Source organism: Fibrivirga algicola, from assembly GCF_011742925.1.
Classification (GTDB): domain Bacteria; phylum Bacteroidota; class Bacteroidia; order Cytophagales; family Spirosomataceae; genus Fibrella; species Fibrella algicola.
The window spans coordinates 383,003-408,784 of the sequence record NZ_WAEL01000003.1 but is presented as its reverse complement, the minus strand read 5'-3'; the positions used below and the strand labels follow the sequence as shown (position 1 = coordinate 408,784).

Below are 25,782 nucleotides of genomic sequence, written 5' to 3'. Positions count from 1 at the left end.
TCCTAAGTTGCTGATGCTGGTGTTTTACCGTGTTGAGTCGGCGGGCATACCGGCGCGCCTCGACCGGGGCATGCGGAAAGCGCGACCCGGCAACTCACCCAGCAGTTTGTTGAGCAGTTGGCGCTGTTCTGGCGTGCAGATGCCCGCCACCCGGTCGAAATGGGCCAGCGTCAGTAAGTCTACATTGGCGGCTTGCTCGTGGAATGCCAATGCCTGCTGGCGGCGCTGGGCATCGGTAAACGACGAGTCGGTCAGCCGGAAGTAGGCTTTCCGTGCTTGCTTCAGTGGGGCCTCCTGCTGCTTCATCGTCTGGAAATAAGTCTTTTGCAGGCCAGCCAACTGGGTCCGTTGCTGATCGGTAAACCGAAGTGTATCGGCCAGAAACGTACCTGAGCGTGTTCGATACCGCCGGTGCTCGGTAGCGGCCGGACGTACCCAGAACCAGGTCAGTAACCCAATATTCAGAAAAACCAGAGCCGCAATGATCCCCAGTAAAAGACGGATGCGCCGTTGCTCATTCATACGCCAGAATAACCGGATTTATGTCATACTCATCGAGAAAAGCACCTGTAGCCGCCGTCGCGGCTTGAGTCGTTGCCTGTTTGTCTGTCCACCAGGCAGCACCAGCCACCACGCCAATATTGAGCAGCACCAGCAGGAGTAGGGCCGAGTAGGCATAGGCGGGCTGACGCAGCCACCACGGCAGCCACTCGGCTGTTTCCACTGACTGGGCCAGCCGGGCTTGCAGGCGCGTGTAAAAAAATGGGCGCATCTCGGGTTGGGGACGCTCACCCCAACGGTGAAAATCGGATTCCCACTCCCGCATTTCGTTTGGTTCCTGCATTGATTCGTTCATGATCTGATGTACGGTGTTAACTTCTTGCGTAACGTTTGCCGGGCCCGAAACAGCAGCGATTCGACCGCCGATACCGACGTTTGCATCACGTCGGCAATTTCCTGGTACGACAGTTCTTCCTGGTAATGCAGCGTAAAGGCGACTTTTTGCGTGTCGGCCAGCGACTGTACTGCCCGGCCAATCAGCTGCACCCGCTCGTTGGCTTCCAGTACGGTATCGGGCGTCTGAAAATCGGGCGGGTCGTAGCGTTCAGGTTCATCATCGTCGAAGAGGCTGGTGAGAAAGGCGAACCGCTTTTTTCGTTTACGATCGCGCTCCTTTTTCAGGGCCCTCGACGTGGTTAGTCGATAGAGCCAGGTAGCCAGACTGGCTTCGCCGCGGAAACTGGCAATTGTTCTATATACTTCAATGAACACTTCCTGCGCCACGTCTTCCGCTTCTTCGGGCGTTGGAACAATGGCGAGGGCCGTGCGAAACACCCGCTTCTGATAGGTATCGACCAGCCAGCGAAACGCCGATTCGTCGCCTGCCTGAAGGCGGCTTATGCGGGTTATTTCGTCGGCCTGTTCGTTCTGCACATCAGCGTTCTTTTGGTGATAGGCCCTGTTTGCGCGTCAAACTTGCGGTGAAGGGTGAAAAAAAGATTTGCCTATATCGACACTGGATGGTCATTGACTGCTTTCCAATAAATGACAGGAAATGGTAGTTACAGCGTTCGTACACAATTGCTCTGCGATGAGTTGCGAATGAATTTTTCCTGCTCTTATGCGTTTCGCGAGACAGCTACAGTTCTTTGCCGCAGTGTGGGCAGCAGCGCGGGGCTTTCTGGTAACGGATATGCTCGGTGAAACCAGATACCAGAATACCCGTTGGCAGGGCAAATAAGGCGATACCTAATATTGCCGAGACCCCGCCCAGCACTTTGCCCAACGGAGTTATGGGGTGAATATCGCCATAGCCAACTGTCGCCATCGCGTTGATGCCCCACCACATCGTGGCCGGAATACTGGAGAAGGCCTCCGGCTGAGCTGAATGTTCAACGTAATACATCACGCTGGAGATAATGATGAGCATAAAAATCACCATGATCAGGCTCAGCACTAGCTCCTCTTTTTTATCCCGCACTACATTTAAGATCAACCGGTAGGCGTGCGAGTATTTCGATATGCGGAACAGCCGGAAGATTCGGAAAAGGCGCAGGATACGGACGATCGCCAAATCGGTGGCAAAAAGGCTAACGTAGAAGGGCAGTATGGCGAGTAAATCGATGATGGCCGAGGTCGACAGAACGTACCTGAGCCGCCCCCAGAACCAGTGCTGATACCGATCGTTCTCGACACAGATCCACACCCGGAGGATGTACTCAACCGTAAAGAACATCACGGAGAAGAGCTCAAAATCGTAAAAAAGGCGGCTGTATGTCTGGTTATAGGCGGGAACCGTATGCATCACGATAGCCAGGGCGTTCAACGTGATGATGGTGATAAGGGTAATGTTGAACACCAGGCTGGCCCCCCGGCGCTGCCCCGCCGAGGTCTCCATAATACGGTAAAGCGTACGGCGAATGTAAGGAATACTGATTGACATGGTGAGTAGGATCGATAGCTATAAAAATCGATCTAAATCCCGACAATTCAGTAATTGAAGCGTGTATTCGGCATAGCATACCCGTACCGCGGACTGCAGTCCGCATCTGATAGATGCTACATGCAGACTGAAGATAGTGGTACGGGTATGCTATGCCGAATATGGGAACGCCAGTGGGTCTGGGTACGTAAATTCGTAACCCGTGGCCTGCATCAGTTTATCGCCGTTGATCACTTTATACGGAATAGGCTCAGCTGGGGTAACGAACGTGGGGAGGGCGTATCCGAAGTCAGCACAGCTTTTCCGGTAAATCGCCTCGCGTGTTGGGTGCTGCGGCGCAACGGCATTGAACGTGCCGGTCAGTGCTTGTTCAATGGTGGCGGCTAGCAGCCCGACAGCATCTGACTGGTGAATGTAATTGACAGGTACGTTGCCGCTGTCGACGGTTCGGCCCGCCACGTACTTGCCCGGAATTCGCCGGTCGCCCATCAAGCCGGCGCAACGCACAATGGTGACAGCCCTGTGCTGATCGGCCAGCGATAGCCAGATTTGCTCCGCTTCGGCCAGCGCAGGGGCTGCCGATTGGTCGGGTGTAATCACGTCGTCTTCCACCATATCGCGGTTCAGCTCGGGATAAACCGAGGTTGAACTGACGTACAGGATGTGCTTGATACGGGAGGAACGTACCTGGTCGGCCAGCAAACGCATCTGCTCCGGGTGGAACGCGTCGCCCTGTTGTCCGGCTTTCGGCGGAATATTCACCACCAGATAATCGGCATCGAGCAATGGTTGCAGGTCACCTTCCGGTGCAGGGGTAAGCCGCAACAGGTACGTATCGATTCCTTTTTGCCGTAGTAATGCAAGCTTGTCGGGGGTGGTGGTGCTGCCCTGAACAACCGTACCGTTTTGTTGCAGGCGCTCGGCCAGGGGTATGCCCAGCCAGCCGAGTCCAATGAGGCTAAGTTGCAACGGTCTCATCGGCATCTACCCAGACTTCCATCGTGTTCATGGTCATTGGGCCAAATTGAGTCATAAACGCAACATCGGCGGCATCACGGCCGTAGGCAACGGTAATGCGGTTACCCTTCGGTTCGGTTTGCGTAGCGTCGAATGTGTACCAGATCCCGTTGATGTAGGCTTCGAACCAGGCGTGGAGGTCCATCGGTTTCAGCTCGTGCAGGTAGCCAACCACCATCCGGGCCGGAATGCTCAGGCTACGGCATAGCGAAATGCCCAGGTGCGTAAAATCGCGACAGACACCCACCTTGTTGTAGAGCGTGTCTGCGCCCGAGGTGGTGGAATCGCTGGTGCCGTATTCATACCGGATGTTGGTGTTGATCCAGGCGCGGATCGCCTCTGCCTGGTCATAACCGGGTGCAACACCGGCCACAATCCTGGCGGCTTCGTTGCTGATAACCAGATAATCGGACGGGCAATAACGACTGGGTAGTAAGAAGTGTAGCACATCGTCGGGCAGGTCCTGCACAATGGTCAGGGGAGCGCCCGGATCAGTGGCTATGAGATCGTCGGTTTGCACCACCGCCTGGGTACGTATGCGGAACTTGCCGGTAGGGGCAATCAGGCGTTGGCAGAGGTTACCATACAGGTCGGTGAACTCAGTGACGGGCACTTCCGGCTCCATCTCGTAGGTTTCGCTAATAATCCATTGGCCCGCACCCGAGCGGGGGCGAAGCATCAGCATCAAGGGTGTGTCGTCCTGAACATCGAATTGAAGTTCACAACCGGCAGTCAGTTTCATGGGGGAATAGTTTCAGGTTTCAGGTAACAAACAGTTCGCCGCTTCAGTGGCTTCGTTATCCTGAAAATGATTCAAGAGCGAAACTACAGAAGCGGCGAACTGTTACAGTTGCCAGTATACTATTTTATTCTACCAAACCCGAATTCGTTGGTCGGGTGCTTTGTAGAGTTTATCGCCAGCTTTTACGTTGAAGGCGTTGTACCAGGCGTCAATGTTGCTCAGGGGCCCGTTACACCGGTATTGGCCAGGGGCGTGCGGGTCGGTCAGGATCAGTTGCGCCTGCTGCTCGGGGAGTACGTTGATGCGCCACACCTGCGCCCATGACAGAAAGAAACGCTGATCGGGTGTGAAGCCATCGATCGCTGTGTTGCTTTTGCCCTGCTTGGTTTTCTTGAAGGCATCGTAAGCAATGGCCAGGCCACCCAGGTCAGCCAGGTTTTCGCCTAGGGTCAGCTTGCCATTTACGGCCAGCGTATCCAGCACTTTGTAGCCGAAGAACTGCGCCTCTACTTTACCGGCCCGCTCTTTAAACTTATCGGCATCGGCTTTGGTCCACCAGTCGCGCAGGGTACCGTCGGCATCGTACTGGCGACCTGAATCGTCGAAGCCGTGCGTCATTTCGTGACCGATTACCGCACCGATACCACCGTAGTTGATAGCGTCGTCGGCGTCAGCATCAAAGAAAGGGAACTGCAGAATAGCAGCCGGGAACGCGATTTCGTTGTTTACCGGACTGTAGTAGGCGTTTACCGTTGGCGGTGTCATGCCCCACTCTGTTTTGTCGACGGGCTTGCCGAGGCGGTTGATCATGTAATTGTAAGACCACTGGCCGGCGGCATCTACGTTACCGAAGAAGTCATTCCGCTTGATAGTCACACCGTCGTAGTTTTTCCACTTGTCGGGGTAGCCGATTTTGCGTTTGAACGACACCAGTTTGTTGACGGCTTTCTTCTTAGTCTCGGGAGTCATCCATTCCAGGCCGTTAATGTGCTCTTTGAACGACGCTTCGAGGTTATCGACCAGCGTCATCATGCGCTGCTTGGCCTCGGGCTTAAAGTAGTTCTGCACGTACAGCTGACCTAGCATGTCGCCCAGGGTGCCGTCGATGAGGCTGCTCACGCGCTGCCAGCGGGGTGTTTGCTCTTTCTGACCCGTCAGCACTTTCGTGAACGCGAAGTTCTGGTTCACAAACGGCATGCTTAGGTAGGGAGCCGCGCCACGCAGGAGGTTCCAGCGCATATACGTTTTCACGTCGGCAACGGGGGTAGCTACCAGCAGACTGTCCATCGACTTGAAGAAGTTCAGGTTGCTCACCAGCACCGTATCCTGTCCTTCCACGCCGAACCGCTTCATCTGGTCGACCCAGTTGATGTGCGGTGTCAGCTTATCGAATTCCTTTACGGTCAGTTTGTTATACGTCTTATACGGGTCGCGCATCTCAACGCGGGCCATCTGCGCACGAGCCAGGGCCGTTTCGAGTTTAAGAACCTTGTCGGCACTTTCAGCAGCCTGGGCGTCGCCGATCAGACCAAACATCTTGGTCAGGTGATCGCGGTAAGCATCGCGGATTTTGGTGCTACGCGGATCGTTTTTCAGGTAATAGTCGCGGTCGGGCAGGGTAGTGCCGCCCTGACCAAACTGCGGCAGGTACTTGCTTACGTTCTTGCGGTCCTGTGATACGGAGAAACCGTGCAGCATACCATTGCTCTGCCGACGCTGATAACCCAGTTCGTTTAGTATGTCGGTCAGGTTTTGCAGCTTGTCGATCCGGGCGAAGTCGGACTTCAGTGGGTCCCAGCCGCGTTTTTCAATAGTCAGGCTGTCCATCCCGCTGGCGTAGAAATCGCCAACCATTTGCTGCAAGCGACCTTTCTTCGGGTTCTTGGCGGCGTCTTCCAGCAAGCTCCGCATGGCTTCTACGCTTTTTTCGCGCAGTTCATTAAAGCTTCCCCACGAGGTTTTAGAGGCAGGTACCTTATTTGTTTTCAGCCATGTACCATTGGCATAGCGGTAGAAGTCATCACCCGGCTTCACGCTGGCATCCATATTTTTTGGATCGATGAATTTTCGCTGGTCAGGGGGCAACTGCTTTTTGGGCGGATTACCGGCAAGCGTGGTACCGCCTGCTACCAGCAGCGCAGCCACCACAACGAGGCACTGTTTTTTCATGAACAGATGAAGTTGAAACTGATTTAAACATCAAATTTAACCAGAAATTTGCTCTGTACAGAAGCGGTTTGATGTTTGACGTTTGCGGTTTAACGTTGCGCTGCAACTCGACCATTGAGTGATAAGCAAAGCAACGTCAAACCGCAAACGTCAAACACCAAACCTTCTTATCGAATTGAGTTTCCAAACGTTGAGGTTGTGTGTTGCCTATTTTTTCTTACCTTTGCACTCCCATTTTTTTGGGATAGCCATAGCAAAAAAACCAATTAGTTAATGCCTACCATACAACAGTTAGTCCGCAAAGGCCGCGAGAAGCTGAACTTCAAATCGAAGTCACCAGCTCTTGATGCGTGTCCTCAGCGTCGGGGTGTATGTACGCGTGTGTACACGACCACTCCCAAGAAGCCCAATTCGGCGCTTCGCAAAGTAGCCCGTGTTCGTTTGTCGAACGGGAAAGAAGTTAACGCCTACATTCCAGGCGAAGGTCACAACCTGCAGGAGCACTCAATCGTACTGATTCGTGGTGGCCGGGTGAAAGATCTTCCAGGTGTGCGTTATCACATCGTGCGCGGTGCGCTCGATACGGCTGGCGTAAGCGGTCGTCTGCAAAGCCGGTCAAAATACGGCGCCAAGCGTCCGAAGCCAGGTCAGGTTGTTGCCGCAAAAGGCAAAGGTGCCCCAGCTAAGAAGAAAAAGTAATTAGTTAACTCAGACTGCCCGTTGAAAGACTACGGCAGAGTAAGAGAAATCTGAAGACACAATGAGAAAGTCGAAACCACCCAAGCGGTACGTGTTACCTGACCCTAAGTACAAAGAGGTCCTGGTAACCAAGTTTGTAAACAATTTGATGTACGAAGGCAAGAAGTCGCTGTCGTACGCTATCTTCTATGATGCCATCGATCTGGTTGCCAAGCGCACCAACGAAAGCGGTATCGATACCTGGAAGAAAGCGTTGAACAACGTAATGCCTTCTGTTGAGGTTAAAAGCCGCCGCGTCGGTGGAGCTACCTTCCAGGTGCCCACTGAAGTACGCGCAGATCGGAAAGTCTCGGTAGGCATGAAATGGCTTATCCGCTTTGCCCGTTCACGCGGTGAAAAAACAATGGTAGACCGTTTGGCCGGTGAAATCATTGCTGCTGCTAAAGGTGAAGGTGCCGCCGTCAAAAAGAAGGACGATACCCACCGCATGGCCGAAGCCAACAAAGCGTTCTCACACTTCCGGTTCTAGAACCGGGTTCGCTTCACTCCATGAGGCCTTGAAAGACCTTTCTGGATTGAAAATACTAAAAAGCCTCCCGCTCTGAGCAGGGGGCTTTTTTAATGCCTGATAAATCGCATCTGACCGAAACACCGTACCTTTGAAGGGTACAAAAACGGGTTTGCGGTTTACGGTTTGTGGTTTGATGGTGCGCTGCTAATCAACTGATCGTGTTTAAGCAGCGCACCATCAAACCACAAACCGTAAACTGCAAACTAACTTATAAAATGACCACAACTACGACCACCCGTACCCGCGACACGCAGATTTTTGATCTGATTGCCAAAGAGCAACACCGGCAGGAGTCGGGCATTGAACTGATCGCTTCCGAGAACTTTGTATCACCACAGGTGATGGAGGCTGCTGGTAGCGTGTTGACCAACAAATATGCTGAAGGCCTGCCCGGAAAACGCTATTACGGGGGGTGCGAAGTAGTTGATCACGTAGAGCAGATCGCCATTGATCGGGTAAAAGAACTGTTTGGCGCTACCTGGGCCAACGTACAACCCCACTCAGGCGCCAATGCCAACACAGCGGTATTTCTAGCTACGTTGAAGCCAGGCGATACTATTCTGGGCTTCGATTTGAGCCATGGTGGTCACCTGACCCACGGTTCGTCTGTAAATATTTCGGGTAAATACTTCCGGCCTACATTCTACGGTGTAGAGCAGGAAACAGGTGTTATCAACTACGACGTGGTTGAGGAAACAGCACATCGCGAAAAGCCCAAAATGCTGATCTGCGGTGCCTCAGCCTACAGCCGCGATTGGGATTATGAACGGCTGCGTGCCATTGCCGATTCGGTAGGGGCGCTGATGCTTGCCGACGTGTCACACCCGGCCGGTCTGATCGCCAAGGGGCTGCTGAACGACCCGCTCGCCCATGCGCACATTGTGACAACCACAACGCACAAAACCCTCCGGGGCACGCGTGGTGGCCTGATCATGCTGCGCAATGATTTTGAGAACCCATTTGGTCTGAAAACGCCGAAAGGTGAATTGCGCAAGATGTCGTCACTGCTCGATTCGGGTGTATTCCCCGGCACGCAGGGCGGACCGCTGGAGCACATCATTGCGGCGAAAGCAGTAGCCTTTGGTGAAGCCCTGACCGATGATTTCTATGACTACGCCGTACAAGTGAAAGCAAACGCGCAAGCTATGGCTAAAGCCTTTACGGAGCGGGGTTATCGGATCATTTCGGGTGGCACAGACAACCATCTCATGCTGATCGACCTGCGTACGAAAGGCGGACAGGCGACAAGCCTAACCGGCAAACTGGCCGAAAACACACTGATTAAGGCTGACATTACGATTAACAAAAACATGGTTCCGTTTGATGACAAATCGCCGATGGTAACGTCGGGGATGCGCGTAGGAACGGCTGCCATGACAACGCGCGGCATGAAAGAAGCTGATATGGAGATTATTGTAGGCTACATTGATGAGGTATTAATGAACCACGATAACGATCAGAAGATTGATGCCGTTCGGGAGAAAATTAACGCCTGGATGAAGGCATTTCCGTTATACGCTTAACTGTGTTTGTTGTTTGTGATTTGTCGTTTGAGGTTGCTCCGCTTTGGAAAGTAGCTAAGTAGTTGGCAGCGCAACCTCAAACGACAAACAACAACTAACAAACTTCTTTTCACGACAATGGCATTAGATCAGGCATTTGACCAGCGCGGGTATGACGATATGGATGAAGACGAAGAAGTAGGTGATGGTACCGAGATGAGCTTTCTGGAACACCTGGAAGCACTACGCTGGCACCTTCTCCGGGCTTTTGCGTCCATCTTTGTGTTCGCCATCATCGCCTTCGTGTACATACACGAAATATTTGACTTAGTTATCCTGGCACCGTCCCGCCCTGATTTCTGGGCGTACCGTCAGCTGTGTAAACTGGCCGATTTAGCCAGTGCGCCCGACCTGTGTGTCAACAAGCTCGACTTTCAGTTGCAGGCACTTGGCATGTCAGACAACTTTACAATGGGCATCACCATCTCGTTTATCATCGGGTTAGCCTTTGCGTTTCCTTACGCGTTCTGGGAAATATGGCGGTTTATTAAGCCAGGTCTGAAGATAACCGAGAAGAAAGCCGCCCGTGGTGCCGTATTCTTTGTGTCGATGCTCTTCCTGATGGGACTGCTGTTTGGTTATTACATTGCGTCGCCACTGGCAATCAACTTCCTGGCTAACTGGCAGCTGTCACCTCAGATCAAAAACCAGTACGATATCACCTCGTATATCGGTATTCTGGCTACGTTGTCATTGGGTTGTGCGCTGATGTTCCAGATGCCCATGATCGCTTTTGTGTTATCGAAAGTGGGCGTGCTAACGCCTTCGTTTATGCGTACATTCCGCAAACACGCCTGGATCGTTATTCTGGTAGTGGCTGGTGTGATCACGCCATCCCCCGATATCTACAGCCAGTTGCTGGTAGCGTTCCCGCTGGTAATTCTTTACGAAGTGAGTATTCTGGTGTCACGGTCAATTGAGCGCGCTAAATTAGCTGAGCTGAAGTAATATCGACCCTCACTCTTATGTATACAAAGCCCCGCTGATGACAACCATCAGCGGGGCTTTTCATTTCTTGTCAGCCAGGACAGACAACGACTGCCTGTAAGTTATAGTAGGGCAAGCTAACAGGTACCATTGGCTGCGCTAACTGATGTTAGCTATTGTGAGGTACGATTGAGTTCACGCTCCAGATCTGACTCTTCCGATGGCGCGGGCTTAGGTACTGGTTTCAGCTTCGGTACGGGTTGGGTACGTTGGGCACCAACTAGTTTCGATTTTGGGGCCGCCTTCGTTAATCTGGGGCTACTTTCCGCTAAAACTGGCCTTGTCGGTACAGGCGTACGTTGGTCAGGTAGGTTGGTGATAGGCTCGTTTTGTGTAACAACCGGTTCTGCTGCTTCAACAGGCGGCGTAGGTTGAACATCGGCCGGCACTGGTCTGGTTTTAGATGTACGCGTCGCTGGAATAGGACGGTTCTTAGCAACAGGTGCATTGGTCGTTCCGGTCTGTTCGGGAACAATCGTAGGTACGGCATTGTCGACAACCGGACCACAACTAGCCGGCCAGATATCGCAGCGAAACGCGTAAACCCCAATACCTAGCCCTGCCAATATGCTGGCACCGAGCAGTCCCTTCGCTAACCAGTTGCCAGGCCGTTCGCCAGTTGATGTATTGTATCCTGCTGTTGATTGGGTACGTTGAGTAAGCAACGCAACGCCGGTTGTGCGACCTGCTAACTGAACCGTAATTGTTTCGGCACTGGCTGGTGCCTCTAAAGTGAGCGTAGCCTGATGTTTGCCCGATCGGGTTGGTGTGTAGCGCAGGTGTATATAGGTCCCCGTTAGGTCGGGCTTTACCGTCAGCGCCTGTTTGAAAGCCAATCGTTCTTTTCCCGCTGCTACCTGAAACATGTCCGGCTCACTGATTGTCAGCACAACGAGCGCATCACTGTAAGGTGGCGTTACTTTGAGCGTAAGAAAGCTCTCTTCTCCGAGAGGCGTTCGATCGAACTGTAACTGCGAATTACTGACCCGTAAGTGAGATCCAGTATTGGATGAGCTAGCGGTGGCCTGACCACTGACATTATCTGTGGGTAAATCAGGGACTTGGTTCATAAACTTATCTACGTGAGTTTTTCGTGTATGGGCTGGCCATCCAGCAAATAGTGAGGTAACGGCTTAAGCAGAAATTTTCGTACCAAATCCTCATTTTGATGCAGAAAACAAGGCCAAACCGGGCTATTGAGTGTAAGTTAATTAACCACCTGCAAGTTAAGAATGCCTGTATTAGCTGTGTTTCCCCATCGACTTAAAGATCGTTTAAAGCGACTCTCTCCCGCCCTGTTGCGGTGGGTAGGGCTTAAACTACTCTCTAAAACGCAGACTGAGGAGTTACTAAGGCCTTACCAGGTAAGTTACGTGGTCAAGCAGTCTATTTCGCTGGCAGGTGTTACCGATATTATTGATCCGCAAAAGGTTTTGTTTCAGCCAAAGGTGATTGAGACGGAACCTGATTTTGTCTGGAACTATACAAATACCAATAGCCGTGCCGAACTGCTGCGAAGTGGAAACCTGAACATTAGTAATAAGTTTCTTGATACTGATTTCGGGAACCGGGCTTTATTGACCGATCTGTTCAATCCGGACCGTCGGCTAACTGAACGATACCCAGTTGTTATTGCGCTCTGGAGCCACTATTGGGGCGGCTACTACGATTTCCTGCTCTTTGTTGCAGCCAAGCTGGCTCGAATTAAAACAGTAATGGCGCCCGCTCAGTTCGCCGAAGCGGCCGTATCGTACCCACTCTTTCATACCTCCTTCGAAACAGAGCTACTTCAACTGCTGGACGTTAGCCCAGACCGCCTGTTCGATACCCGCCAGTATTCAGTTCATTTCGACCGATGCATTCTGGCTAATAACAGCAGCTGGTTTTACCCCGCAGCGGATGATGTGCTGGCGCTGAAAGGTATGGTTGAAGCCCGGTTGCAGCCTATTCAGGCAGCGCCAACAAAACGGTTGTATATCAGCCGCTCAGGACGCCGCCGGGTAATTAATGAAGAGGAACTGGTTGCTATGCTGCTCCAGTATGATTTCGAGATCATTGAAGACAAGCCCCGTTCAGTTGCCGAGCAAATTGAGTTGTACCGGAGTGCTTCGTTTATCGTGGGACCACATGGCGCCTCTTTTGCCAATGTGCTGTGGTGTAAACCCGGAACGCAATTGCTCGAATTATTTGCGCCGAACTACCAACCCGAATATTTCCGGTATCTGGCGCAGGTACTCGGTATTCGCTATGCCGCCTATTGCTTCGGCCCGATTGAGGATAGCCACTACACGTTTGTCGACTCCGATATTCAGGTGTCGGTTGATGAAGTCGAGAAAGGCATTGTGAAACTACTGGCCGAGCAGGCGCGCGAGCATGTACCTGACATCAACTAAAAAGAACAGTCGAGAATGCGGTGGCCTGATACCGACGTTGGAATGACCCGGTGTACCTTAACTTGACCGCTTTTGATGAATGCTTCGATTTGATAGCGGCTGGCTTCATCGACTACGTAGAAATGCTTGCTAAATCGGGTAGGAGTAAACTCGTTGGGCCGAATTAATCCGGTTAGGTTATAGTGGTCGGCTACACCCTCCAGAATCTTGTAATCTGTAGTTGATTCCAGCACATTGCGTTTATCGAGGGCTGTTGGCCAATGCAGCAGGTAGTAAGCTGACCGATTAGTCTGGTAAAACCGAATGGGCAGGAAATAGTAAGCCGATTCGAACAGTACAGGTTGTCTTGGATCTAACTGGGCCAGGTCGTGCCTTATGGCGCCTGAAAACAGCGGTACCTTACGGTTCTGAACTAGAATAAATACGCCTATCAGCAACAGAAAGACGGGCAAAGCCATCGTTTTTACGACTGATACAAACGGGAGGCGTCTTGGTATGATACTGGCGTGAGTGCGTTGCTTCGCTTTTGCGCTGATCCACCAACCCGCGTACAGCAATTGATACATCAAGAGCAAGGTGGAAGGCCAGAAGTAGCGGTTAAGAAAAACTGACGTGTGCACCAGCGACACGGTTAGGCCCAGTAGTAGGGTGAAGCCAACCACGAAACCAGCAAATAGATAGAGCGAAAAAACGGGGTCACCGAGTACCGATCGCTCGGGGGAAATCAATCGGCCACTGGTGATCCAGATAAAGAGAGCCGAAGCAGCCACTACCCGCAGTATAACGAGTGGTGGGTACATATTCTCCACACGGGCTGAGAGTGTTGGCAGCAGATCGCCAATTGTCTCGAAGAACGACATAACCGTCGGGACCGGGATCCACGAGTGTGGTACGCCAGATTGTGCCTGGATGCTGAAAGAAGGAAACCAAGCCAACAGCCAGATTACCGCCATGAAGAGGTGGACACCCAATACTGGCAGGTACGTCAGCCAATCTTGTTTGCGCAGCCCGGTATAAAGCCACAACAGACCAAAAAACGCGCCCGTTGCCGTGAGGTAGAATAACGCCACATTGTGCGTGAACATAAACAGCGTACCGATCACGGCCTGAGCCACCAGCCAGCGCCGTTGAGCTGGCTGGCCTATAAGCTGGTGCAACACCACGATATAGGCCCACCCCAGCAACAGATAAAGGCTATATGTCCGGATCTGAGTGGCGAGGGTATAATTCAGGTACGTGAGCGCCACGAAAGCGGTAATAACCACAAAGTTGACTACGGCCACTTGCCGGGGCGTAGCAACAGAGCCACGCCGATCGACAAACTCAGTGGTCAGAAGTTGGGTAACATACCGAAAGAACCAAACTACGGTAATGGCAAACAGTCCAATCGAGACTCCTTTCAGAAAGAACGGATTTAAACTGAACCAGTGACCCAGAAACCAGTACATATTGACAAATAGCGGCGGGTTGGCATCCATGCCGCTTACAATTGCCTGGTTGACGTGGGTTAATGAGGAGTCGGAAAGAAGGAGGTAGCTTAATACCTCATCCATCCAGAGATATCGGTCTTTAAAAAATAAGGATACCGTTAAACTACCGGTTAGGGTAAGCAAGAGTGCCGCGCTCAGCCGGTTAACAAGCGTCATAGTTACTGAATAATATTCCCTGTTTCGTCAAAATTAGCCTTGAGCGAGTAAACTGCACCCAACACGGCATCAAAATATACGCCGCCATCGCCTTTGCTAAATCGATTATTCGCTACTACTACACCCGTTGCTTTAGGACCGTAAGCGCGGAAAGTAGCCACGTTTTCGACCGATGGTTTGTTTGAAATCAGGTTATCGCGGAAAGTGTTATTGGGTGCGTTGTCGCAGATAATGGCGTGCGTAGCGCTGCTGACAATGACGTTACTTTCGTAGACGCCGCCAGCACTCGACGGCGACAACAGTTCCAGACGGCCTGTCATGTTCAGGCGGTTGTGGTTGAACTGCGCCGCCCCGGCGTTAAATAGCTGGATGCCCCCAACGCAGGTGCCGATGGTTTGGTTACCGGCAATAAGCAGCCCACCCACGATCGATCCGTTTCCGTTTCCGTCATTCGAGCCTTCGATGAACTTGTCGAACGTACCCTCAAAACGGTTATTCAGAATGCTGACGTTTTTAGAGGCTCCAGCGATTTCAACGCCGTACAGGCTGCAGTTTTTAACGTAGTTTTCCGATACCATCAGACCATCCAGCGGCCCTGACAGGGAAATGCCAAATTCGCAGTCGTGGATCGTGTTGTTGCTTACGGTGATGTTGGTGCCGGCGTAGACATTGAAATTATCGTGGTTAAAAATTTCAAAGGCCATGCGCTTTGCCCGCACGTCGTTTTGCGTCACTGTAATGTTTTTGCCCGTTTTGCCCGCGTGGATTTTCACCGTCAGGAAATTAGTGCTGGCCGTAGCGGCTTCGTCGGTGCTGCGGCAGTTCTGAATCGTGAGGTTATTGATCGTTGGCCCGTCGATGGAGATTACTCCGTAGGTGCCTTCGCCTTTTGCCGTTACTACCCAGTTAATGCCGTCGATCGTCACGTTGTCGAACGATGGATCGGTATTGATCGGGCTGAGCAACGACACATAGGATTTGGGCAGCGTAATGGTCACTTTACCCGGTGTGCCGCGTAGAGTCAGGTTGGTACGCATACGTACCTCTGTCTGCTGGGTGTACTGCCCGTCAGGAAGGAACAACTCACCGGTTGTAGCGTTAACGGCCGTTTGCAGTTCGGGGCCAATGTCGTCGTCGGAGGGCGATATACCGAACCAACCACCATTGGCTGCACCGGTAAACTGACGTTTGTACCGGCGACCGTTTGCCGTCACAATCACGATACCCGTGTTGTCTACTGTGCTGCGGTCAGTGCGGTCGAGTGTGAAAAAACCTTGCTTGCCGGCATCAGACAGGAAAATGTTGGCCGGTACGTCGAGCCGGTCGAAAGTCCGAACCTGAACCAATGTCAGGGTATCGGTTGCGGCCTGACGGATGTACGTATCTGGATCGACTTCGACTGGTTTACAGTTGGCCAGCAGCAGGGTGATCAGCACCGTAGCTGCGGATAGAAGTTGTATTGGTTTCATAAGTCAATCTGGTTGTGGCCCTTTTTCTGAACCGTCATTATCCGCTTAGGGACGTCCCTGCACAGAGCGGATAATGACGGTTCAGAAAAAGGGCAGTTATCGAATACCTGCGTACGTTTTCAACCGGTTATAAATCCGGGTAATGGGGCTATATCGCTGAATTGTCTTGCGATGGTAATAGTCGGTAATCTGCGCCACCGCGGGCAGTGTAAATTCGCGTTGCTGACCGGCATCGAGTTCCGTCTTGTACCGGTTAAAGATGTCGGTATGGGTAGCGCCCGGCCCAAAGCCGATGTTCTGTACCTTCGATACGGTTGGATACACCGTGAGTCCCCCCGCCTTGAAGCGACTATAACAGTATCGGATATCCCAGGCATCGATAGCCCCTTCCATCTGGTGACGCAGCATCCGGCTTAGGTCTGACCCACCCGAATTGAAGGCCTTCTGTCGAACCACATCATTTTTGAACTGGTCGTAATCTGAAACAGCCCAGTCAATCGATTCCCATCGGTCGGCCCAGGTAGCCCAGCCCCAGGGGCTATGGCGCGGTACGAAATAGGCGTCGTCGGTATAGCCCGGTGGCTTGGCAAATGGAAACGTATAGCCAGCAATAGAGTATACCCGTTTATTGTTGGCGTACTGGCGCAGGCACTGATTCATATAATCCAGAAAGTTGGGCGCCGTAATCAGGTCGTCTTCAACGATAATGGCCGTAGGGTGCTGCTTCAATACGGTGCTTATTCCCTGAATGATGGAATCGGCACAGCCAATGTTGTCATCGGCATAATGGCGGAAGATGTTCCGGAAACCCGTAATCTGGCTGATAACTTCCTTTACCTCTGCTACGCCAGCCTCATCAGCTGGTTTCTTAGGGGCATCGACAAAAACATATAAATCACTTTCGGAAGCGAGAAAATTGGCCTGCAGTGCGTCGACTGTCTGGCGGAGTTCGTGGGGCCGTTTATAGGCGAAAAGAATAACTGGTGCGTTCATTGTGTTGAGGAATTAACTAAGTGGTTATCAGGTACGTTGATGGGTCTTATTACCGAACCACTACCTGACGTTGACCACTAACAATTTGCTTGCCCAAATGCCAGATATAGAGGGCGTTGGTGGTTGCATAGCGTTTGAACAGGCGACGTGGCTCCAGTGCTAGTCGGAATACCCATTCCAGCCCCATGCTACGTATCCAGGCCGGAGCCCGCTTGTGTTCACCTGTCAAAATGGGCAGTGCGCCGCCAATGCCCAACATCACGGCAGGAATCCGGCCCCGCATGCGACCCATCCATAGTTCCTGTTTGGGGCAACCCAGCGCTACGAAAATGAGCCGGGCCCCCGATTCGATAATCTGTTGTACTTCAGCCTCTTCCTCTTCTAGCGTTAACGGACGGAATGGCGGTGAAATAAGGCCGGCGATTTGAAGACCGGGAAAGCGCTGCCGACAGACGGCCGCTGCTTGTTCGAGCCGTTCGGTGGTTGACCCATAAAATAGCACTGGTATCTGCTCGGTTACGGCCTGTTCCAATAAGGCGGGCATCATGTCCATACCGGCTACTCGCTCCTGCTTGCGGCCATACAGTTGTTTGATGGCCCACAGAAGGGGTACGCCGTCGGCCAGCACCCAGTCTGAGTTATTAACTGCTTTGGCCAGCTCTGGTTTCTGCTGCGCTTCCACCACCATGTGGGCGTTGGGGAAGCAAACCGTCCGTGACTCGCCCCGGTGAGCGGCTTCAATAATGGCTTCCTGCACCCCTGAAAATGTGGCGGAGCTAATGCCCAAACTCACTATCCGGGTGCGGGGTAGTGCCGTTGACTGAATTGAATACTGTTCCATATCGTTGACGTTGACTAACGAACAGCCGCGATCGACTGGCGACTTCGGCAAGGCACAGGGGCCAGCGCGAAGCCGGGCAGGTAGCTTATTGTTCGGTACTGACTAATTTTTCGTTGGCCACCAACGCCGGGTAAAGGCGGTCGGTGAACACACTGATTTTCTCGTCCCAAACCTGGCTCTTCGAGAAGGCGTATGCGTTACGCCCCATCTCCAGCCGTTCGGCGGGGTTATGATACAGCCGCTCAATAGCCCTGGCCAGATCGGCAACGACCTGCTCGGGTGAATTGACGGGTACTTTGATGCCGTTTTTGCCGTTTACCAGTTCGGCCTGCCCGTGAATAGCCAGCGTGACTACAGGTAGCGAATAGGCCATGGCTTCAACCAACTGCGTAGGGCACGAATCGCGCAGGCTCGTGAAGAAAAACACGTCTGACTGCTGGTAATACGCCCGCACTTCATCATACGAGACATGACCTACCCACTGCACCCTGTCGGCTACGTTATACTTGCTCAGGTACGTTGGCACCTGATCGGCCATCTGGCCCTGCCCACCCACGATGGTGAGGCGAATGGGCAGCGTGGGGTCGACCTGGCTAAAGGCGTGAATTGTTAATTCCAGCGCCTTGCGGGGCAGCAACCGACCCACCCAAAGCAGGTTTAGCACCGCTGGGTTGGCTGGCCGTTCCTGCGGACGCAGGGCCAGAAACTCTTCACCGATACCTGAGTCCATCACCCGTTGCATGGGTTTGCCAATGCGGTATTTCTGCGCCAGCTTCAGGGTATCGGCGTTAGAAATCAGCACCAGATCGGCCTTTTTCATGGTCCGGTAAAAGCCGGGGTTCAGCCGCTCAAACAACCAGCTGACACCATCACGCATCAGTTCACGCGAGTAGTAGCCGCCGAGGTACTGCTTCATCACTTCGGGTACCCGCTGTCCGCCACCCACCGGGCCAAAGATGAATGGTTTGCCCACCCGGTACATGAAACTGCCTAATTGCAAACTGCTATAGGTGACGTGGTGAACAAGGTCGAAATTCAGGCGTCGATCCAGTTTTTTAGCCAGCTTCGATGCCTGCCATTGCCAATACAGGTAGTGGGCATACATACCCAGCAGGTTACCATAGGCGCGATCGAGCCAGCCAGGAACAGCTACATAATGTACCGTCAGGTTGGGGTAATTGCCCTCGGCCAGTACGGGCTCAATTTCGCTGCGGAACTCCTCACGGGTAATGCAGTGCGTCTGTAATCCGCGTTGACTCAGCAGCGTGGCATAGTGCCAGCCGTTGCCCTCTTCTGAGCCTCGATTTGGTAAACAGGCATACGCCGATAACAGGATAGTCTGCATGATTAAACAGGTTGCATTTTACGCCGAAGAAATCCACCACAAATGCGGGCTACGTCGAGCAGGAAGTATAACAGCTTCGTTTTGGAATGAACCATAGCGAAGTGGTACCGAACGGTTAGGTTCGTTGGGGAACGAATAGAGGTAAAACTCTTGACAAAGTCAGACCAACCGGGCCGCTGTTGCAGGAAGATCCCCGTAGCAGTCACGTGTTCGCCAACTACACTTTTGGTGCTGACGTACAGCGGATAACCTGCTTTACTGGCTCGTACCGAAAACTCTACATCGGCCATGTAGTGGGCAAACCGAACCGAATCGTACAGCCCTACTTTCCGGAACACTTCCATCGGAATCAACGTACCCCGGCCCGGCAGCGAATCGGTCTTGACCTCATCGGTTTTGCTGGCCAGTGTAGCGTAGCTGCGGCCGTACTCGTCGGCAATGTGATGTCCCCCGGCTAGTACAAGGTTCATCCGGGTACCGGCGAATTCGAGCTTATCGGGCTGGGCAATATCCACACTGGGCGAGCCTACAATGCAGGGGTGATACTTCCGCTCCGTGTCGAGCAGGGTTTGCAGGTAATTGGGCTGTACCTCGGTATCGTCGTTGAGGGTAAGCAGAAAATCGTCGCTGCTCACGGTGGTGCCCAGCATCTCCTGCACCTTGCGAATACCCACGTTGGTCGCTTCTGTCCACCACAGGTTTCCGTCGCCTTGCAGCACAATGGCGTTTGGGAATTCCTGCCGGATCATCTCGCTGGTGCCATCGGTAGAGCCGTCGTCGACCACCACTTCCTGATGGTGCGGGTACGTTTGCACGGCCAGACAGGCCAGGCAGCGGCGGGTTAACTCGCGGCGATTATGAACGGGAATAACGATGTAGATCATAACGTATTTTTTACTGTATAGTGACTGATGAACGCGTCTGGATGGTGCACCCTCGCCAGAGCGGGGTCCTCTTCCAGAGTCGGTTGTTCATCAGGCATCTCTCTTTTAAATCCATAATACAAGCCCAGCCCAACGAAGCCCCAGAAATAGATGGGGAGCTGGTAGGAAACCCCGAACAGCAGGCCGCTGGCAATGAACGCGAACAGCACCGTTTGTTCGGAAGTGAAGTGCCGATTGTGCCGGTACATCATCCAGAGGGTGCTGAGAATAACAAACAGGTTGAGTACCAGCCCCGCAATGCCGTAATTGTACAGCATATCGATATACTGCGAGTGAATGATGGTGCCCTTGGCTGGGAAATCTTCGTTGGCCATAATTTCACCACGGTCATATCCTTCGTAGCGCCAGCCCAGCCAGGGCCGTTCCGGAATCTGACTCCAGTAGTACAGCGACTGTTCGTAGCGCCAGTTACCCGTATTGTCTTCGGTTGGTTTGGCAATACCGCCAATGTTTTCCAGAAACGCATCGACCTTCTTCGGTGAGAGGGCACTCAGAAACGGCACCGTCAGCAGGGCCAGGGCAAACAGAATGGAGGCGGTGCGACCAATAGGCAGCCGGCTGGTAGGCAGCTTACCCACAACCGATAACCCCGCTACAACAGCCACGCCAAATACCGCCGACGAAATCACGGAGCGGTGGAGCAGAAAAACGATCAGCCCAAAGGAGGCCAAAAAGCCTAGCAAGTCAATGATGCGGTGTTTTTGCAGGTACTGCATTAGGAAAAACAGCAACGGCAGCATCAGGTAAAATGACTCGTAGGCCGACGTGGTGCGGCTTTCAGAGGTCATGCTGTACTCCATGATCTTGCCCAGAATAATTTGGCCGTAGAAGTACAGCGCCCCCACAATGGCAATGGCCCAGCTTAACTTGAGCGGTCCCGCCCGGCGAGCTACGACAAAGGCCAGCAAGGCAAGTCCGCAATAGGCCATTCGCTTAATAACGAAAAACGAATAGACGTACTGGTTATACACGTGCAGCGATTCGAGCACCAGCCCAAACATGGCTAAGCTCAATATCCAGGCTATCAGCTTGTAAGGGCTGGGGTAATCGAAGTAGCCGATAAACAGGCAGGTGGCCGCCACCAGCCCCGCCAGGTTAGACACGATCGACAGGATCGGGCTAAGCTGATTGGAGCCGTAGGTGAGTGAGCCCACGCCAAACAGAAGCAGGAATAAGGCCGCCCGGTACGCCCACATCACGGGGGTCACGCCCGGTTTTTTCACCGGCGGCTCCGTTTCGGGTTGAAACGTGTATGGATGTTCCGCTGTGTTCATGGATTGGCTAATACGGCTTCGTAAATTGATCGGGTGTGGTGCGTAATATGCCGGGCGTCGAAGCGGTCGAGCGAAACGGCGCGCGCTTCCTGAGCCAGCCGTTGGCGCAGGGGTACGTCGGTCCACAGTCGGCTAACTGCCGCCGCAATGTTAGCGGGCTCCAGTGTAGTAAGCAGGCCGGTTTTGTCATTTTCAACCAGCGACGCCACGCCGCCTACGTCGGAAGCAACTACAGGCAAACCCGCCAGTTGTGCCTCACAAACGCTGTTGGGGCTGTTGTCGATGTAAGATGGGTGCAACAGGCAGAACGCATCGGCATAGGCAGCCCAGAGTTGTTCGCCAGTCAGCATGCCCCGGTGCTCAACCGCATCATCCGGAATGTTGGTCAGCCCCAGGGTGGCGATCAATTCCACCAGTGCGGGTTTGGTACCAAAGCCCGTAACAATAAGCCGCAGTGGCAGCGTTTGCCGAATAAGGCTCAACGCCCGTAAAGCCTCCCGAATGCCCTTAATGTCGTGTAGTCCACCAACAAACAGCATGGCGTTGGGCGACTGTGCACTAGGCGGGGCAATGGGCTGATAAAACACCGGCCGCATCAACTCCCAGTTGTGGTGAATGACCGCACCGGGGTTCAGCTTGTGAATAATTGCCTTGTCCCAGTGGGTACGTCCTATGTAATGCCGCACGCTGGGGGCATACCGTTTTTCGTAATAGCTGGCTACCGCCCAGGAGGCGTGCCGGTAGTCGGGGCGGTTGGGCAGGTACCGGTAGTACTCAGTGACGAACCCCTGCGCCGATACTACTTTAGGCAGCTTCAAATCAGCGGCCATAACCGGGTACTGCTGCTCGGTTCCATGAATGTGCAGCAGGTCGAACGTACCTAGTTCATTGGAGCCAACGCGTTCGCGCAGGTAATCGCTGACGCGCTTGATCCGACGTTTGTAGCCAGTCAGCAAATCCCACTTGTCGTCGGGTACTTTCAGGTAGATGTAGCGGACGCCGTCACGGGTCACCTCATCATCCTGCTCAATATGGGGGTTATAGCTGACAACGGTGATGGTAATACCCTCCTGCGCCACCAGGTTGGCGGCCAGAGCCGTCATCCAGGGTACGGGGTGTCCCGATTTTGCCGGGTGGGGGGCCGCTGCTAGCCAGAGAACGTTCATATAGGTTTGTTGTTGAGTAATGGATCGTTAAGATTGTACAGGCTGAACCCGAACCGGACGTGTTGCCGATTCAGACGGTTCGGGCGGCAGCGGCCGTTGTTGCAGGCCAGTTGCTTCGCCATAGAAAGCCTGTAGTTTCTGAAGGCCTGCTTCATGGCTCAGGTACGTATCGGCATGTTGTCCCTGTACGGTCGCCAATTGAGCCCGTTTGGCTTGATCGCGATAGGTGAGCAGCAGGTTGGTAAGCAAGACCGGGTCGCGCTCATCTAGCAGACCTGCGCCATGTGGCATCAGCTCGGGAATACCACCCACGGGTAGCGCCAGCACCGGTACGTTTACCGCGAAGGCTTCGAGCAGCGCATACGGGCAGTTATCGTTCAGCGCTGTATGTAGGTATAAATCGGACTGCGCCACTAACCGCCACGGAGCCGACTGCCGACCGTGAAATCGAACATATCCGGCTACGCTAAGCTCGGCCGCCAGTTGTTCGTATTCAGCCCGCTTGGGACCATCGCCAATCAGCCAGATCTGAAAGTTGGCCACACCGCGTTGCTTCATCTCGGCCGCCACACGAATGAGCAATTCCTGGTTCTTCCGCTCGTCGACGTACCCGACGTTGCTGATAATGAACTTGCCCTGGTCTTCGGCCGCGCGCGGCAACTGCTTGTCGGCGGAGTCTATCGTGACGGTATTGGGAATAATGGCCCGACGAACACCATCGTGCAGCAGGTGTTTCGACTGCAGATAGGCGTAGTTGGAAACGAAAATGTAATTGTCGACATGGGCGAACAGCCAGCGGTACCAACGTGTCATGGCGTTGATAAGCCAGGCTGGCATTGGGTTATTGGCCAGCTTTGCCGCCGTAATCAGCTCCGTTACCGGATCGTCGTTGAAGTGCGCTGTAAGTACTACCGGTACCTGCTTGTTCAGCGCATAATAGGCTGCCACGCCCGATCGAACGTCCTGCGCGTGAATGACGTCGAACGCCTGTTGGCGATGCTGCCGGGCACCGAGGTAAAGCCGCGCAAAAAAGCTGCCTTCGTCCCACAAGATTCGGCTCGTTTGCCCCAACCGCCGAAACACGTGCCCGATAATGTTCAGGCTCTTGTTCCAGACAAAGGGCGTATCGGTTGTCTCCACCACCTGTACCGACGCACCCCTGCTGCGCAGATCACGGGCGAGGGTCTGGTAATAGGTGACAACGCCCGATGGCGACGTACCCGTCAGGAAAGTGGGGATCAAAATTTTCATTTATTCATCATCTTGTAAAGCCGCAGCGTCAGGATCGTGTCTGGCCGTTTGCGGAAATTGTTGATCATGCTATCAACGGCTGCTTCGCCGAAGAGCAGCACGTTATACATGCGGTTGGTGCGTTTCTGAGCTGCTTGCTGGCCAATCTCGCGGGCCGCCCACCGCATGAAAATCGCCATGCCAACAGCCGGACCATGTACGTTCTGGAACACCCGGCGCTGGTTGCGGACGGCGTAATACTGCTTCCAGGCACCGGGCCAGGGAATACCGTTGCGATCGAACGAGGGTGGATGCCGGAACACCGATTTGGGCACCGTAACCACTGGAAAACCTGACCGCTGTGCCCGGGTCATGTACTCCACTTCGTCGCCCCAGATAAAAAGCTTCCGGTCAGGAATGCCGATCTTCTCCACTACCTCGCTGTGGATAAGCGTACCGTTGAAGAATGACGCCACGCCGTACACAAGGTCCAGGCTGGTCATGTCGCTCACCTTGCGGTATTTCCGATTGGGTCGGTCGACGTAAAAAGCCAGTTCTTCGTCGTCGCGCATGCTGACCGACATCGAGTTTTTGATGCACGGCCCCAGGTTGGGTGAGTTCAGCAGTTGCTCCAGCGCGTCGGGGGCGGCAATGCAGTCATCGTCCATACACCAGAGCCAGGTGGCACCTGATTTAAACGCGCCATCGATACCCGTAGCGAAACCACCCGCCCCGCCCAGGTTAGCCTGGTTTATCACGGTGAGGTCGGCCTGGGTAGCCAGCCATTCGGTTGTACCATCAGTACTGCCGTTGTTGACTACCAGCATGGCGTCGGGGCGCCGGGTCTGGTTGCGCAGACTGTCCAGGCAAATTTTCAGATCCGCCAGGCGGTTAAAAGTGACGATTACCGCCGTAACTGTTTCCATGTGTTTTGACTCCTTGAGTTTATCAACCCTGATTCTATATGCTGTTTACTTGAGGCTTTCTTTATCAGCTACTGTTTGTCCGGCTTTTCCGAACGGCCCGTCTGCTTCCTTAGGTTGATCGTAACCAGTACCGTAATAGTGGTGAACCAGCCGTCTGATCTTTTTTTCCCAGGTTTGCTGACTGGCAAACGTGTAGGCATTGGCACCCATGGCTAACCGCTCCTGTGGATGGTGGTACATCCACTCAATGGCTTTGCCGAGTTCAGTCGCTACCGTTTCCCGGTCAGTCACCGGCACCCGGATGCCCGTTGACTCGTTGACCAGTTCGGCCTGCCCGTGGATGTCGAGGGTCACAACGGGCAGCGAGTAGGCCATGGCTTCGAGCAATTGTGCCGGACCGGTATCGCGCAGGCTGGTGAAAAAGAATACGTCAGCTTGCCGGTAGTAATTTTTCACTTGCTCGTACTCTACGCGGCCTGTCCAGTGTACCCGTTCGCTGAGGTTATATTGCTCCAGGTACTCAGGTACGTGTTTCCCCATTTCGCCATCGCCCACAATAGTGAACTGAACGGGTAACCGGCTGTCTACTTTGCTCAGCCCATGTAGCGTAAGCTCCAGCGCTTTGCGGGGCATCAGTCGACCCACCCATACCAGCTGCAACACCGGACCTGGTGTATGAACGAGTGGCTGCTGCGGAATAAAGTCCTGCGATATGCCACTGAATTCATTCGTGACTTGCTCGGTGCGGCCGAGTTCGGTGACCCGTTTCCGGGTGTCTTCGTTCCAGACCAGCACATGAGTTGCCTTGCGAACGGCCTCATAACAGCCTGGGTTGAAGCGTATCAGCAGCGAGCTGATCAATGAGCGCATCTGCTCTTTTTTCCAGTGCCCCTTGAAATAGTAGCGCATGGATTTGGGAGCTTCCTGTCCACCGCCGATCGGTCCAAAAATGAATGGCCGGTTCAGACGATACAACAAACTCCCCAATTGCATGCTGCCATAGCTGACATGGTGGACCACATCGAATTTATAGCGGCTATTTAAAGGCCGGGCGGTTTTAAGGGCTGCCCACTGCCAGTACAGATAATGAAAATACATGCCGACAAGCCCCCAGTAATACACCTTTTCAACCCAATCCGGTGTCTCGACGTACACAAACGTCAGATTGGGTAGCGGCGTTTGACTGAGTTGCTGCTCAACAGCCTGCTTGTTGCCCCGTCGGGTCAGGCACCACACCTGGTGGCCAGTCTGGCTGACGATCGACGAATAATGCCAGCCGTTTCCTTCTTCTGAGCCACGGCCCGGTATGCAGGCGTATGCTGATATCAACACTTTTTTCATAGGCCACATACTGAGTTGAGACGT

General features: G+C 53.4%; 24 protein-coding genes. 5 read left to right on the top strand and 19 right to left on the bottom strand.

What is annotated here, in order from left to right:
* Nucleotides 1-24 precede the first annotated feature (24 nt).
* From F7231_RS10160 to F7231_RS10130, 7 genes are all read right to left on the bottom strand, one after another.
* Entirely contained in the window at nucleotides 25-522 is a 498-nt protein-coding gene (locus F7231_RS10160; RefSeq protein WP_085410950.1) for a Spy/CpxP family protein refolding chaperone, read from the bottom strand.
* Nucleotides 515-856: a hypothetical protein gene (locus F7231_RS27390; RefSeq protein WP_229369781.1), complete on the bottom strand. Its 342-nt coding sequence runs from the start codon at nucleotides 854-856 to the stop codon at nucleotides 515-517. Before F7231_RS27390 ends, F7231_RS10160 begins: the two co-directional genes overlap by 8 nt.
* A complete protein-coding gene (locus F7231_RS10150) occupies nucleotides 853-1,434 on the bottom strand; it encodes an RNA polymerase sigma factor (protein ID WP_085410948.1) in 582 nt (193 codons plus the stop codon). Before F7231_RS10150 ends, F7231_RS27390 begins: the two co-directional genes overlap by 4 nt.
* A 205-nt stretch (nucleotides 1,435-1,639) precedes the next feature.
* Entirely contained in the window at nucleotides 1,640-2,443 is an 804-nt protein-coding gene (locus F7231_RS10145; RefSeq protein WP_085410947.1) for an ion transporter, read from the bottom strand.
* Nucleotides 2,444-2,593: 150 nt separating this feature from the next.
* A complete protein-coding gene (locus tag F7231_RS10140) occupies nucleotides 2,594-3,421 on the bottom strand; it encodes a Rossmann-fold NAD(P)-binding domain-containing protein (RefSeq protein ID WP_085410946.1) in 828 nt (275 codons plus the stop codon).
* On the bottom strand, nucleotides 3,402-4,202 hold the full coding sequence (locus F7231_RS10135) for a transglutaminase-like domain-containing protein (protein WP_085410945.1): 801 nt from the start codon (nucleotides 4,200-4,202) through the stop codon (nucleotides 3,402-3,404). The genes F7231_RS10140 and F7231_RS10135 overlap by 20 nt, the downstream gene beginning before the upstream one ends.
* 129 nt (nucleotides 4,203-4,331) lie before the next feature.
* Nucleotides 4,332-6,248: a M13 family metallopeptidase gene (locus F7231_RS10130; protein WP_229365099.1), complete on the bottom strand. Its 1,917-nt coding sequence runs from the start codon at nucleotides 6,246-6,248 to the stop codon at nucleotides 4,332-4,334.
* 396 nt (nucleotides 6,249-6,644) lie between these two features.
* Here F7231_RS10130 and rpsL point away from each other — a divergent pair, with 396 nt between their 5' ends.
* From rpsL to tatC, 4 genes are all read left to right on the top strand, one after another.
* Nucleotides 6,645-7,070 (top strand): 30S ribosomal protein S12, encoded by a 426-nt coding sequence (gene rpsL, locus F7231_RS10125; RefSeq protein WP_085410943.1) that lies wholly within the window; start codon nucleotides 6,645-6,647, stop codon nucleotides 7,068-7,070.
* 61 nt (nucleotides 7,071-7,131) lie between these two features.
* Entirely contained in the window at nucleotides 7,132-7,599 is a 468-nt protein-coding gene (gene rpsG / locus F7231_RS10120; RefSeq protein WP_085410942.1) for a 30S ribosomal protein S7, read from the top strand.
* A 257-nt stretch (nucleotides 7,600-7,856) separates the two neighbouring features.
* Nucleotides 7,857-9,164 carry a serine hydroxymethyltransferase gene (gene glyA, locus F7231_RS10115; RefSeq protein WP_085414991.1) on the top strand — a complete coding sequence of 436 codons (1,308 nt, stop codon included), beginning with the start codon at nucleotides 7,857-7,859 and terminating at the stop codon, nucleotides 9,162-9,164.
* A gap of 117 nt (nucleotides 9,165-9,281) precedes the next feature.
* A complete protein-coding gene (tatC, locus tag F7231_RS10110; RefSeq protein WP_085410941.1) occupies nucleotides 9,282-10,151 on the top strand; it encodes a twin-arginine translocase subunit TatC in 870 nt (289 codons plus the stop codon).
* 152 nt (nucleotides 10,152-10,303) lie between these two features.
* Here tatC and F7231_RS10105 read toward each other — a convergent pair whose 3' ends face one another.
* Nucleotides 10,304-11,260, bottom strand: coding sequence for a hypothetical protein (locus F7231_RS10105; RefSeq protein WP_166691800.1), 957 nt, complete (start codon nucleotides 11,258-11,260; stop codon nucleotides 10,304-10,306).
* A 162-nt stretch (nucleotides 11,261-11,422) separates the two neighbouring features.
* Between F7231_RS10105 and F7231_RS10100 the strand changes: the two genes are divergently transcribed.
* Nucleotides 11,423-12,583: a glycosyltransferase family 61 protein gene (locus tag F7231_RS10100; RefSeq protein WP_166691799.1), complete on the top strand. Its 1,161-nt coding sequence runs from the start codon at nucleotides 11,423-11,425 to the stop codon at nucleotides 12,581-12,583.
* Here the strand turns inward: F7231_RS10100 and F7231_RS10095 are convergent.
* The 11 genes from F7231_RS10095 to F7231_RS10045 form a co-directional block, all read right to left on the bottom strand.
* Nucleotides 12,580-14,229 carry a glycosyltransferase family protein gene (locus tag F7231_RS10095; protein WP_166691798.1) on the bottom strand — a complete coding sequence of 550 codons (1,650 nt, stop codon included), beginning with the start codon at nucleotides 14,227-14,229 and terminating at the stop codon, nucleotides 12,580-12,582. The two genes, F7231_RS10100 and F7231_RS10095, sit on opposite strands and share 4 nt — an antisense overlap.
* Nucleotides 14,230-14,231: 2 nt before the next feature.
* Nucleotides 14,232-15,698, bottom strand: coding sequence for a right-handed parallel beta-helix repeat-containing protein (locus F7231_RS10090; protein ID WP_085410937.1), 1,467 nt, complete (start codon nucleotides 15,696-15,698; stop codon nucleotides 14,232-14,234).
* Nucleotides 15,699-15,794: 96 nt separating this feature from the next.
* Nucleotides 15,795-16,691, bottom strand: coding sequence for a glycosyltransferase family protein (locus F7231_RS10085; protein WP_166691797.1), 897 nt, complete (start codon nucleotides 16,689-16,691; stop codon nucleotides 15,795-15,797).
* A gap of 49 nt (nucleotides 16,692-16,740) precedes the next feature.
* Nucleotides 16,741-17,532, bottom strand: a complete 792-nt coding sequence (locus F7231_RS10080; RefSeq protein ID WP_166691796.1) for a WecB/TagA/CpsF family glycosyltransferase — start codon at nucleotides 17,530-17,532, stop codon at nucleotides 16,741-16,743.
* An 85-nt stretch (nucleotides 17,533-17,617) separates the two neighbouring features.
* Nucleotides 17,618-18,877, bottom strand: coding sequence for a glycosyltransferase family 4 protein (locus F7231_RS10075; protein ID WP_166691795.1), 1,260 nt, complete (start codon nucleotides 18,875-18,877; stop codon nucleotides 17,618-17,620).
* 2 nt (nucleotides 18,878-18,879) lie between these two features.
* Nucleotides 18,880-19,761, bottom strand: a complete 882-nt coding sequence (locus F7231_RS10070) for a glycosyltransferase family 2 protein (protein WP_166691794.1) — start codon at nucleotides 19,759-19,761, stop codon at nucleotides 18,880-18,882.
* Nucleotides 19,758-21,095, bottom strand: coding sequence for an O-antigen ligase family protein (locus tag F7231_RS10065; protein ID WP_085410932.1), 1,338 nt, complete (start codon nucleotides 21,093-21,095; stop codon nucleotides 19,758-19,760). Before F7231_RS10065 ends, F7231_RS10070 begins: the two co-directional genes overlap by 4 nt.
* On the bottom strand, nucleotides 21,092-22,261 hold the full coding sequence (locus F7231_RS10060) for a glycosyltransferase family 4 protein (RefSeq protein WP_166691793.1): 1,170 nt from the start codon (nucleotides 22,259-22,261) through the stop codon (nucleotides 21,092-21,094). The genes F7231_RS10065 and F7231_RS10060 overlap by 4 nt, the downstream gene beginning before the upstream one ends.
* 27 nt (nucleotides 22,262-22,288) lie before the next feature.
* Nucleotides 22,289-23,512 (bottom strand): glycosyltransferase family 4 protein, encoded by a 1,224-nt coding sequence (locus F7231_RS10055; protein ID WP_166691792.1) that lies wholly within the window; start codon nucleotides 23,510-23,512, stop codon nucleotides 22,289-22,291.
* Complete coding sequence (locus tag F7231_RS10050; protein WP_085410929.1) at nucleotides 23,509-24,417, bottom strand: glycosyltransferase family 2 protein; 909 nt, start codon at nucleotides 24,415-24,417, stop codon at nucleotides 23,509-23,511. Before F7231_RS10050 ends, F7231_RS10055 begins: the two co-directional genes overlap by 4 nt.
* Nucleotides 24,418-24,462: 45 nt before the next feature.
* Nucleotides 24,463-25,758, bottom strand: a complete 1,296-nt coding sequence (locus F7231_RS10045; RefSeq protein WP_166691791.1) for a glycosyltransferase family 4 protein — start codon at nucleotides 25,756-25,758, stop codon at nucleotides 24,463-24,465.
* Nucleotides 25,759-25,782: the final 24 nt, after the last annotated feature.